This is a genomic window from Dyella ginsengisoli, from assembly GCF_044904665.1.
Lineage (GTDB): Bacteria > Pseudomonadota > Gammaproteobacteria > Xanthomonadales > Rhodanobacteraceae > Dyella_A > Dyella_A ginsengisoli.
This window is the reverse complement of record NZ_JADIKM010000009.1, coordinates 1-10104: the sequence shown is the minus strand read 5'-3', so window position 1 is coordinate 10104 and position 10104 is coordinate 1. Positions and strand designations below refer to the sequence as shown.

The window sequence follows — 10104 nt, the reverse complement described above, 5'->3', positions numbered from 1 at the left end:
GTGGAGAGAGCTTTTGGCATTGGGCCCTCGGCGCTGACGGAGGCCATGGGCATGCTCAACCACCATTTCGCAGCAGCCGCCTGATCGGCGCAGAGCGACAGCCTACCTCTGACTGCCGCCAATCTTTGCAACAGAGCCCAGCTCGTGATGGATCGCGTCCTACGGCGGAGTTTCGGCAGCAGCACCGAGAGCTGGAACGCATAGGTTTCCAATGCGTCTGGAATCTGATCATCAAGGCTGTCCAGTAGCCAAGGCACCCAGCCGGCGAAACTCATGCAACGCAGCCGGTCCGGCTCGATGCCGCTCCGCTGGGAGAGCATCGCCAGCAGCGCCAGTGGTGGCGCGGTGTCCAGGTCATCAACCTGGCCGTGACCAAGATCGTGCTCCAGCAGCTCGGACACCTCCATGTGATAGCAAAGGGCCACGCGGTTGAGCCACGAAGACAAGGCTTCGCCTTCCCTGGGAGCCGGATGCAGTGGCCAGTGTGGCGCTGGCTTCACATCAGTTCCCGCTCGAATTGCCGCCGCCGCTCGCTGGGACCGGTGTAATCGGCCATGCTGAGCGTGCGATGGTTGATCGCTTCCTCACCGCTCTCCACGGCAGCGACGGCCGCCGCCATCAACAGGTGCGCCAGCTCGCCGATGGTGCCCTCGCTGCGCGTGAGCAGGTAGCGGGCCATATCCAGCGTGGCAATCGACGAGGGTCGCCGCAGCGGGAGCGAAGCCGCGAAGCTGGCCAGCAGTGAGCAGCAATCGTCGTTGGCCTCCCACACCGGCAGCATCATCGGCTCGAAGCGGTTTTCCAACTGGTCGTCCGAGCGGATCGCCAAGTAGGCATCGCGTGTGCCGACCCCGACCAGCGGGATGCGCAGCTCGTTGCCGAGGAAACGCAGCAGGTTGAGGAATTCCCGGCGGTTGACGCTGTTGCCGGCCAGGACGTTGTGCAATTCGTCGATCACCAGCATGCGCACGCCGACCTTGCGTAGCAGTGCCAGCGCCAATTGCTCCATTTCCGGCAGCCGTGGGCGCGGGCGCAATGGCGCGCCCATCGCGGCAAGTAGCGCGACGTAGAAGCGGATTACCGACGGTTCGGATGGCATCTGCACGACCAGTACCGGAATGTGCTCCTGGTCGGCGTCGGAGCTGGCCGGGTGGGTGCGGCGGAATTTCTCGACGATCATCGACTTGCCGTTGTTGGTTGGACCGACCAACAGCAGGTTGGGCATGCGTTGTTTGTTCGGCCACGCATACAGGGCTTCCAGCCGATTCAGCGCCTCGACTGCTCGCGGATAGCCGATCCAGCGGTCAGCGCGAAGGCGATGGATGCGTTCGTCCGCCGGAAGACGGGCCAAGCCCTGGGCCACCGGCATCAGGTGGGACAAGTCGATGATGGGATATTCTTCCACGGCTACCACTCCTCAATCTGGTCGAACGGTTTGGCAGGTGGCTGGTTGTCTGCCTGCGGGTCAGCCATGTCCGCGTCCGGTGGTGGCGTGGTTTTGAAAAGAACTGCCGTTGCCTTGAGATGCTGGCGTCGATCCGCGTCGCGCCGCGCCTTGCGCGTAGCTTTCTGCGCGGTGGACACGATTTCGCGCATCTGGCCGATCATGCGAAACAGCGCCGACTCATCCACCTGTTCGCGCCCTTGCTGCCGCAATTTCGCCAGCGCCTGTCGTTGTTCCCAGAGGGTGACAGCCGGGTGCGACAAGGTGCGGTATGGAATTTCCAGATAGTGCTGCCCCTCCGGCTCCAGCACCCAAATGCGGCTGATGTCGCGCGGGTCGCGCCGGATCAGGAACGCAGGCAAGCGGTCGCGCCGAGCTATCCACGGCTTGAGCGCATCGGCGTAGTAATGGATGTGGTCGATGACGAAGCCGGTGCGGGTCAGCGTGCGGCGGATGATGGGCAGAAAATCGACCAGAAAAGCCGTGGTGCGAGTGATGACGGTTGGCACGCCGGTCCGCGCGATAGCTTCGGCCCAGCGCGCTGCCGGCGGCTGGAGCAGGCCGTTGTGCACGGAGCCGTGGTAGGTGCCGACCGCCAATGTGAGCCAGCGCTCCAGCTCACGCAGCGTCAGGGCGGCCTTGTTTTCGGAATCGTAGTCGCCGCGCTGGTCAGGGTTGGAGAAGGTCGTCCCTGGCAATTCGTCGTGGATCATCTGCATCGCCGTGCCGATGATCCGTTCCACGATGCCGCCGTAGTGCGGCTGCCCGAGCGGGCGATAGTCAAGCCGGATGCCATGCTGCTCGCAGCCTCGGCGTAGCGCTTCGCTCTTGAACTCGGCCGCGTTGTCCAGGTAGAGCAGCCTGGGCTTGCCGCTCATCGGCCACTCCATTTCTATGTTCAGACCCTCCAGCCAGGGACGCTTGTCGCAGGCGACATGCACAAGGCACAGGCCGACCGAAACAGATGACGGCGCTTCCAGCGTGACGACCATGCCGAGCACGCAGCGGGTAAACACGTCGATGGCGATGGTCAGATACGGACGGCCAATCGGTTGCCGGTCGCGCTCGTCCACCACGATCAGGTCGATGACTGTGTGGTCGATCTGCACCTGCTCCAGCGGCGCGGAGACGGGTGGCGGAACACCACCAACACCTTGCAGGTCGCGGGCGGCATCTTGTCCTTCCCGGCGGTGAGTGACCTCGCGCGGATCGAGGCCGGCGATCCGCAGAGCCACCGTGTTGCGCGCCGGCACCCGCAGCTTTTGCAGCTTGCACGCCCGCACAACTTCGCGGTGGAACGCCGCCAAGCTACGCTTCTGCTTGGTCAGGAAGCGCTTTTGCAGTAACTCGCGGATGATTCGTTCGACCGACTCCGGCAAGCGGCCTTTACCTTTGCCACCGCTCGACTGCCCAAGAGCCAAGTCAGTGACCAGCCCCGATCCTAGCCGGGCACGGCGGATCAGGACGTAGACCTGCCGCCGGGACAGCCCCAATGCCTGGGCTGCCGCGTCGGCCGCTTCATGCCCAACCGTCTCCGACTGCGCCAACGGCCCAATGATCTCCGCGCGACGACGCGCACGCTCCCATGCCTGTTCTGGCAGGGTGGCCACGCCGTGCTCGGTAATCGGTGCGGTATCGGTCGCCATGCTCATCTCGCTTTGGTGCACACGAGTATTGAGCATAGTCGAGATTGGTGCAGACGACTCCTGATATTGGGCTGTCAGGAGCCGTATGCACACCAGGCGTTACATCCAGTCAGATGGTGCGGTCGTCTTCTGAAAACGACAGCGGCAAGCTGTCGCACAACTTAGGACTTATGCGACGTTTACAATAAATTCCTTGGCCTTGAGCCACGATGGCGCCACAATGGCGCCCATGAAAGCCGACCGCAAAGATTCGCGCTCTAGTGCGCTGGAACGTATCAATCTGCGCCTCACTCCCGAGGTGCTGAAAGCCATTGATGCCGAATGCTCGCGCCGGGCCGGCAGCGTATCGCGCAACACTTGGATTACCGAAGCCGTGACGGAACGCCTGGGGCGTCTCGCTTCGTCATCGCACCCGCAAGGTGCAGGGGGAGCCAATGGCTAATTTTTATGAATTTTTCGCCGGTGGCGGCATGGCCCGCGCTGGCCTTGGCCCCGACTGGCAATGCCTGCTCGCCAATGACTTCGACCCAAAGAAGGCGGCCAGCTACGCCGCGAATTGGGGCACCGATCATCTGCGCGTCGGCGACGTGGCCGCACTGACTACGGCCGACCTACCGGCCGGCGCTGACCTGGCTTGGGCCTCGTTCCCTTGCCAAGACCTTTCCCTAGCCGGTGCCGGTGCTGGCCTCAAAGGCGACCGCTCCGGCACTTTCTGGCCGTTCTGGCAGCTCATCAAAGCCCTGGGGGATGAAGATCGAGCGCCGCGCCTGGTGGTGCTGGAAAACGTATGCGGCGCCCTTAGCTCGCACGATGGCAAAGACTTTGCCGCGATCAGCTCGGCCCTGTCGAACAACGGCTATCGGTTCGGTGCCGTGGTCATTAACGCCGTTCATTTCCTGCCGCAGTCGCGGCCACGGCTGTTCATCATCGGCGTGCGCAAATCCTCGCCAATTCCTCGCGCCCTGGTCGCCAGCGGCCCGGAAGGGGAATGGCATCCGTCCGCGCTGGTCGAGGCTTACGGCAAGCTCTCGAAGCGTGCGCAAAGCTCTTGGGAATGGTGGCGCCTGCCGGCGCCTCCGGCCCGCACGTCGATCTTTGCCGACCTGGTGGAAGATAAGCCGCACGGCGTCACCTGGCACACGGCCGCCGAAACAAAGAAGCTGCTCGGCATGATGAACCCGCTAAACCTGGCGAAAGTTGAAGCCGCCAAGAAAGCCGGTGGCCGCCAGGTCGGCACGATCTACAAGCGCACCCGCGCCGATGGCCCGCACGGCGAGAAGGTGCAACGCGCCGAAATCCGTTTCGATGACGTGGCCGGTTGCCTGCGCACGTGTCGTTTTCAGAAGACGGCTGCACTGAACGTCAGAAGCCGACTGCACTATAGCAGCGGAGGGGTTGGATCCATCAGGCAACGACGGGCTGCTGCCGGCCAATAGCCGACAATGACGACACTGGAAATCCCCGCCTGTGAGCGTCGGCTCAGGGCGGGACAGCGTCATCCAGCTACCTGCGCCACTGACTCAGCCTTGTCCAGCCGGCCGCGCCGCACGAACAGACTGACCAGCCGTTGACGGATCGCCACCTGGAGTTCCGCCAGTTGTTCCGGCGTGATGCGAATTTCACCCGCTCGACGAGCGCAACACCGGCGCCGCCTACGCCAAGAACCGGCGAATCGAACTCAAACTCACGAACCGCTGAGCGCCGCGTCACCGCGCTGCTGCGCCAGCCAGTCGCGCGGGGCGCAGCCCATGCGCACGCGGAAGGCGCGCGCCAGAGCGTTCGGGCTGCCGTAGCCGACGCGGTCGGCCACCACCGCCACCGGCCGCCCCTGCTTGAGCAGGGTGCAACTGACGTTCATCCGCCAGTCGGCCAGATAGTCGCCCGGCGTGACGCCCACCGCGTCCTTGAACGCGGCGGCGAAGCGCGCGCGTGACATGCCCGCCTTCGCCGCCAGCGCCTCGAGCGACCACGCGGTCTGCGGCGCATCGTGCATGGCGGTTATGGCGCGCGCGAGTTTCGGGTCGGCCAGGCCCGCCAGCAGTCCGGTGGCGCCAAGCCGCCCATCCATCAGATAACGCAGCAACTGGATCAGTAGCAACTCGCACAAGCGGTCGATGGCGGCCTGCCGACCGCACTGGTCGCGCTCGGCTTCGGCAAACAGCAACTCTAGCGTCGGCCCGAGGCCGGGCAAGTCCGCCAACGGAATCAGCAGCATCGACGGCAAGGCCATGGCCAACGGATTGCCCGTCGAAGCGCCCAGGTCGACCTCCGCACACAACTGCTCAGCGGTATCGCCGGGGGCGGCGACAAAACGATGCGACGCCACGCGCGGATAAAACAGCAGGCTCGGCTCGGTAACCAGCAGATCTTCATGCACGGGCGAACGCGCCGTAATCGGGCCGCGCCGCACCAGATGGATATAGCCATGCGGCGCCGCGTAATGATGCTGCCCACAGAAGGCGCCGCTGTGAAAAACGCGCGCCGAAAGCGAGTAGTGCCGGAGCAAGCCGGCCAGTCGATCCGCCATTCCACTCTCCATATAAGACGATAGGTTACGTATTTGATACTTTACGTGCCATATCGTACCAAACAAAGGGCGATCATGCCCACGTGCTCTTGCACCTCACCCACTACGGAGATAGACATGACCCAAATCGCCCCCCTGACCATCGACACCGCTGACGCCGCTACCGCTGCCACACTCAAGGCCGTCAAAGCCAAGCTTGGCATGGTGCCGAACCTGTTCGCCACGCTGGCCCACGCGCCGGCGGCGCTCAATGGCTACCTCGGCTTGTCCGAAACGCTGGGCACCGGCCGCCTGAATGCCTCCCAGCGCGAGATCGTTGCGCTCGCTGCCGGTCAAGCCAATCGCTGCCAGTATTGCCTGAGCGCACACACCCTGATCGGCAAAGGTGCCGGACTGTCGGCAGAGGCCATCGCCGCGGCCCGCACCGGCCAGGCGGCCAACGCACTTGACGATGCAATCGCCGGCTTTGCCCGCGCGCTGGTCGAGCAACGCGGCGTGGTGTCGGCCGACGCCATGGCCAACTACCGCCGCGCGGGGCTCGACGACGGCCTGATACTGGAAGTGATCGCCAACGTCGCGCTGAACACGCTCACCAACTACACCAACCACATCGCCGACCCCACGGTGGATTTCCCCGTGGTCGCCGTCTGATCTCCATAGGCATATAAGGAGAACACGATGAAAATCGCACTCACCGGCGCTCTGCTCGCCAGCGCCCTCGTCCTGCCACTGGCCGTCACGGCCGGCGACTAAAGGCCTCGGCCGAGCACTACCGCAAGACCGGCAAGTTCTTGGACGGCGCCACGCTGGTGAAAGAGATCCGCAAGCTCGAAACCAGCGCCATGACCACTGGCAACCCTGTGGTCTGGGGTTCCGATGCGGCCGTGTGGTTCGTGATGGTCAAGGACGCCAAAGGCCGTTTCGCCAGCAACCCCTTGTGGGGCGACGGCTGGGGCTGGGCGCTGTTCAAGGCCGACGCCCCCGCCAAGAATGTCGCCGTCAGCTACGAAGCCGACTGCATGGGCTGCCATGTGCCGGCGGCCAAGGGGTCGTTTGCGGGAGGGGGCGGAATCCTACGCTAAGGCTTTGGCCAGCGATATTCTCCGGTGAGATTGATGTGTTCCCATCCGAGCGGCGAAACATGGGCCAAGAGATCGGGCGATAGCAGCTTTCCATCGCGTTTCTGGTTTGCAACGACCTCGCCGAGCTTCATGGTGTTCCAGAAGATGATGATGGCGGCGAGCAGATTCATGCCGGCGATGCGGTAATGCTGGCCTTCGGCGGAACGGTCGCGGATTTCACCGCGGCGGTGGAAGCTGATTGCCCGCTTCAGCGCATGATGAGCTTGGGGTTTGGGGAGCAGTGGAACCAAAAACCAACGTAAGGCTTAGCTAGAGTTCACCGCTGCCGAAAATAGGGGCGGTTATCCAGACTTTGTTTTACTGAACGACTTTTCTGCACTGCTTTTCATGCGTTTGGACGGCCTGGCGTCAGTGCCTGCCAGGGTTCGACAAAAGGATGGTTTTCCCGAACTAACCAGACGCCACAAGGGTTTGCGGGCAGGCGCTGGGCTTAAGTGCACTTTCTGTTCCGTTGCTCCCCAAACCCCAAAATTCGGGCTTGATTTGCGATCTGACCGGTCGAAAGAGAGAAGCTTACAAGATTAGCTCCGACGACCAAGGCGATATAACTGTCGCGAAGAGCTAATACGATGATGAATGAGAATGCAGTCAACGCTATCGAGAATGCATTCACCCTATCATAGCCAAACCGATCTATAAGTCCGCCTGCCAAAAGGGAGGCTAGGCCGCCAATGCCGCCCCAAAGCGCAAACAGACCGGTTTCTGCTAAGTCGAAGTTGAAGGGGGCCTGCGCTAGTTTGAAGCTGATTGTCGTCCAGAATGCCGAAAACGCGGCAAAAACGACGGCACCCAAAAGACAAGAAAGGCGGAGGTCTCTTTCTCTACCGAACAAGTGCAAGAGCGACGAAATAAGTGAAAGATAAGGAATAGGTTTAATTGCTGACCTTCGTCGGGGTAATATAACCGGAAGGATAACCGCTGATATCACCATTAGGATTGAAGCGATGAGGTATACGTTCCGCCATCTCAGCGAATTGGCGCCTATGCCAGCGAGCATTCGGGAAAATAGGATGCCGAGTACGAGACCGGTCTGTACCGCTGCTATTACTCGTCCTCGTCTCTCAGGCCGGGTAAGACCGGCTGCAAGCGGTAACACGATTTGGGGTACACATGTACCCATACAGATCACGAAGCTCAGAGTGGCCAGGACACCAAGAGAGGGTGAGAACGAAGCGGCAAAGAGGGCTAGCGCGACACCAGCCAGGAGGTACCTAACCAGCGACCGTGGTTCATTTCGATCCCCGAGAGGAACAACTAGAACGATGCCCAGCGCGTAACCAAGCTGAGAAACCGTCGCAATTGATCCCGCTTCTTGAGGACTGGTTCCAAATTCTGCCGCTATGGCGGGTGACGTGCTCCCCTGAAATGTGACCGATTTTGAGTAGAGTCCGACGCGAAGGAGTCGGACGGATATGAAGCGGAGCAGGTTCAGCGAAGAGCAGATCATTGCGATCTTGAAGGAGCAGGAGGCTGGGATGGCGACGGCGGACGTGTGCCGCCGCCATGGGATCAGCTCGGCGACGTTCTACAAATGGAAGTCGAAGTATGGCGGCCTGGAGGTGTCCGAGGCACGGCGACTGCGCGCACTCGAGGACGAGAACGCGAAGCTGAAGAAGCTGCTGGCCGAGGCGATGCTGGACAACGTGGTGCTGAAGGATCTAGCCACAAAAAAATGGTAACGCCCGGCGCTAAGCGGGAAGCCGTCGCTCATGCTCGTGAACACCACGGGCTGAGCGAGCGTCGGGCGTGCAACCTGGTCGGTGTGAGCCGGCGGGTGATCCGGTATCGATCGTCGCGGCCGGACGATGGTCCGCTGCGGCAGCGTCTTCGCGAACTGGCGGCGGAGCGTCGCCGGTTCGGCTATCGGCGTCTGGGCTATCTGCTGGCGCGCGAGGGCATTACGCCCAACCACAAGAAGCTGTTGCGGGTATATCGCGAAGAGAACCTGCGGGTACGCCGCCGCGGTGGCCGCAAGCGCGCCTTGGGCACTAGGGCACCGATGGTGCTGCCGGATGGACCGAACCAGCGCTGGTCGCTCGACTTCGTCTCCGATACCCTGACCTGCAGCCGGCGGTTCCGCATCCTGTGCGTGGTCGACGACTACACGCGGGAATGCCTGGCGCTGGTGGCGGACACGTCGCTCTCGGGCGTGCGGGTCGCGCGGGAGCTGACGCGGCTGATCGGCATGCGCGGCAAGCCGCATACAGTTGTCAGCGACAACGGCACCGAGCTGACCTCGTCGGCCATCCTGCGTTGGTCGCAGGAGCGGCGGGTCGAGTGGCACTACATCGCCCCGGGCAAGCCAATGCAGAACGGCTTCGTCGAGAGCTTCAACGGGCGCTTGCGCGACGAATGCCTCAACGAGACGCTGTTCACGTCGCTGCCGCATGCCCGGTTCGTGCTTGATGCCTGGCGGCATGACTACAACCACGTAAGGCCGCACTCGAAATTGGGCGGGAGAACCCCCGCCGAGAAAGCCGGTAAACCTGTCTGGGAGCATGCCCCCAGACAGGTTGCCATCACCTCAACTAACCATCATGTAGGAGCCGGACTCTACCTCTGACTGGTAACAATCAGGGGAGCACGTCACGGGCAACATGGACTGGTTGAAGTACACGTTTGCCACAGTCAATGCGGACGCGACAGCCATTAGGCTTATCGCTAATCCGCTGAGCTGATCCTCGGACCTGATATTCATGCCTTGGCACCATCAGCGACCTGAGAGTGTGGCCCCAAGACTTGTGCCGCCGCCGAAATTGCGGCGATTGCTGTGGGAACACCTGCAACAATCGCTACCTGGGTAAGAACGCCGAAAATCTGGTCTCGGGTTGCACCCGCGCGTACCGCAGTGGGGACATGAAATTTGATGACATCAATTCCCGTTGCGCCCAACGCCGCGCCGGCTGCGATGATAACGAGTTCCCGGGTTTTCAAATCCAAATCGGTGCGGCTGTATACATCGCCGAAGACCCACTCAATCACATAGCGACCAAAATCAGGCGAGCTATCCTTAAATCCATCAAGGTATGCCTCCGTGGGAATGCCGGTGACTGCGGCGAATGTAGCAGATCCCCTGGCGAAACGGTCCTTTGAGACCTCAGCAGGCAAAGCGACGCTGGAATTTACGACTGACATGCCCTATCTCCTCGTTTGCACTGCACCGTGCAGTCTCCAAAACATACATTGCACAGTGCAGTGCAGTCAAGGGCTCTGTTGCAAAAATCGTGAAGCTTGAGCATGCTTGGCGGAGATTGGACGGACGGAACGATGACGGATTTCAAGTGGCGCCATTTCCAGGGTGATGTGATCCTGTGGGCGGTGCGCTGGTATTGTCGCTATCCGATC

General features: G+C 62.0%; 9 protein-coding genes and 6 pseudogenes. 8 read left to right on the top strand and 7 right to left on the bottom strand.

The genetic code is table 11. The features are described 5' to 3' along the window. Nucleotides 1–84 (top strand): annotated as a pseudogene (locus tag ISP17_RS19435) (IS6 family transposase); the annotation flags it as partial. Between the two features lie 140 nt (nucleotides 85–224). Here ISP17_RS19435 and ISP17_RS19550 read toward each other — a convergent pair. From ISP17_RS19550 to ISP17_RS19420, 3 genes and pseudogenes are all read right to left on the bottom strand, one after another. Then, nucleotides 225–425 (bottom strand): annotated as a pseudogene (locus tag ISP17_RS19550) (hypothetical protein); the annotation flags it as partial. Nucleotides 426–496: 71 nt separating this feature from the next. Beyond that, the gene (locus ISP17_RS19425; protein WP_000393453.1) at nucleotides 497–1405 is read right to left on the bottom strand and encodes a TniB family NTP-binding protein; all 909 of its coding nucleotides are present in this window, start codon (nucleotides 1403–1405) and stop codon (nucleotides 497–499) included. 2 nt (nucleotides 1406–1407) lie between these two features. After that, nucleotides 1408–3090 (bottom strand): Mu transposase C-terminal domain-containing protein, encoded by a 1683-nt coding sequence (locus tag ISP17_RS19420; RefSeq protein WP_072255600.1) that lies wholly within the window; start codon nucleotides 3088–3090, stop codon nucleotides 1408–1410. A gap of 229 nt (nucleotides 3091–3319) precedes the next feature. On the opposite strand from ISP17_RS19420, the gene ISP17_RS19415 reads away from it, so the two are divergent. Together ISP17_RS19415 and ISP17_RS19410 are read left to right on the top strand one after the other, a co-directional pair. Then, a complete protein-coding gene (locus tag ISP17_RS19415) occupies nucleotides 3320–3532 on the top strand; it encodes a hypothetical protein (protein WP_041855125.1) in 213 nt (70 codons plus the stop codon). Continuing rightward, a complete protein-coding gene (locus ISP17_RS19410; RefSeq protein ID WP_011347534.1) occupies nucleotides 3525–4526 on the top strand; it encodes a DNA cytosine methyltransferase in 1002 nt (333 codons plus the stop codon). The genes ISP17_RS19415 and ISP17_RS19410 overlap by 8 nt, the downstream gene beginning before the upstream one ends. Before the next feature lie 248 nt (nucleotides 4527–4774). On the opposite strand, the gene ISP17_RS19405 is transcribed toward ISP17_RS19410, so the two are convergent. Continuing rightward, a complete protein-coding gene (locus ISP17_RS19405; RefSeq protein WP_003830784.1) occupies nucleotides 4775–5617 on the bottom strand; it encodes a helix-turn-helix transcriptional regulator in 843 nt (280 codons plus the stop codon). 117 nt (nucleotides 5618–5734) lie between these two features. Here ISP17_RS19405 and ISP17_RS19400 point away from each other — a divergent pair, with 117 nt between their 5' ends. Both ISP17_RS19400 and ISP17_RS19395 read left to right on the top strand, forming a co-directional pair. After that, nucleotides 5735–6268 carry a carboxymuconolactone decarboxylase family protein gene (locus ISP17_RS19400; protein WP_032437899.1) on the top strand — a complete coding sequence of 178 codons (534 nt, stop codon included), beginning with the start codon at nucleotides 5735–5737 and terminating at the stop codon, nucleotides 6266–6268. A 116-nt stretch (nucleotides 6269–6384) separates the two neighbouring features. Next, nucleotides 6385–6699: pseudogene (locus tag ISP17_RS19395) on the top strand (cytochrome P460 family protein); the annotation flags it as partial. Here the strand turns inward: ISP17_RS19395 and ISP17_RS19390 are convergent. Further along, nucleotides 6696–6977: pseudogene (locus tag ISP17_RS19390) on the bottom strand (Tn3 family transposase); the annotation flags it as partial. The pseudogenes ISP17_RS19395 and ISP17_RS19390 overlap by 4 nt on opposite strands. A gap of 212 nt (nucleotides 6978–7189) precedes the next feature. Then, a complete protein-coding gene (locus ISP17_RS19385; protein ID WP_011347538.1) occupies nucleotides 7190–8206 on the bottom strand; it encodes an MFS transporter in 1017 nt (338 codons plus the stop codon). On the opposite strand from ISP17_RS19385, the pseudogene ISP17_RS19380 reads away from it, so the two are divergent. Both ISP17_RS19380 and ISP17_RS19375 read left to right on the top strand, forming a co-directional pair. Continuing rightward, nucleotides 8172–8324: pseudogene (locus ISP17_RS19380) on the top strand (transposase); the annotation flags it as partial. The gene ISP17_RS19385 and the pseudogene ISP17_RS19380 overlap by 35 nt on opposite strands. After that, on the top strand, nucleotides 8291–9322 hold the full coding sequence (locus ISP17_RS19375; protein WP_011347539.1) for an IS3 family transposase: 1032 nt from the start codon (nucleotides 8291–8293) through the stop codon (nucleotides 9320–9322). The pseudogene ISP17_RS19380 and the gene ISP17_RS19375, both read left to right, overlap by 34 nt. 131 nt (nucleotides 9323–9453) lie before the next feature. On the opposite strand, the gene ISP17_RS19370 is transcribed toward ISP17_RS19375, so the two are convergent. Continuing rightward, nucleotides 9454–9894, bottom strand: a complete 441-nt coding sequence (locus tag ISP17_RS19370; RefSeq protein ID WP_008786759.1) for a carboxymuconolactone decarboxylase family protein — start codon at nucleotides 9892–9894, stop codon at nucleotides 9454–9456. A gap of 132 nt (nucleotides 9895–10026) precedes the next feature. On the opposite strand from ISP17_RS19370, the pseudogene ISP17_RS19365 reads away from it, so the two are divergent. Then, a pseudogene (locus ISP17_RS19365) lies at nucleotides 10027–10104 on the top strand (IS6 family transposase); the annotation flags it as partial.

Excerpts from the sequence above, each read along its gene's own strand:
- ISP17_RS19415 (WP_041855125.1), top strand. The coding sequence starts at position 3,320 with ATGAAAGCCGACCGCAAAGATTCGCGCTCTAGTGCGCTGGAACGTATC.
- ISP17_RS19370 (WP_008786759.1), bottom strand. The coding sequence starts at position 9,894 with ATGTCAGTCGTAAATTCCAGCGTCGCTTTGCCTGCTGAGGTCTCAAAG.
- ISP17_RS19375 (WP_011347539.1), top strand. The coding sequence starts at position 8,291 with ATGGAAGTCGAAGTATGGCGGCCTGGAGGTGTCCGAGGCACGGCGACT.
- ISP17_RS19420 (WP_072255600.1), bottom strand. The coding sequence starts at position 3,090 with ATGGCGACCGATACCGCACCGATTACCGAGCACGGCGTGGCCACCCTG.
- ISP17_RS19385 (WP_011347538.1), bottom strand. The coding sequence starts at position 8,206 with ATGATCTGCTCTTCGCTGAACCTGCTCCGCTTCATATCCGTCCGACTC.
- ISP17_RS19410 (WP_011347534.1), top strand. The coding sequence starts at position 3,525 with ATGGCTAATTTTTATGAATTTTTCGCCGGTGGCGGCATGGCCCGCGCT.
- ISP17_RS19400 (WP_032437899.1), top strand. The coding sequence starts at position 5,735 with ATGACCCAAATCGCCCCCCTGACCATCGACACCGCTGACGCCGCTACC.
- ISP17_RS19405 (WP_003830784.1), bottom strand. The coding sequence starts at position 5,617 with ATGGCGGATCGACTGGCCGGCTTGCTCCGGCACTACTCGCTTTCGGCG.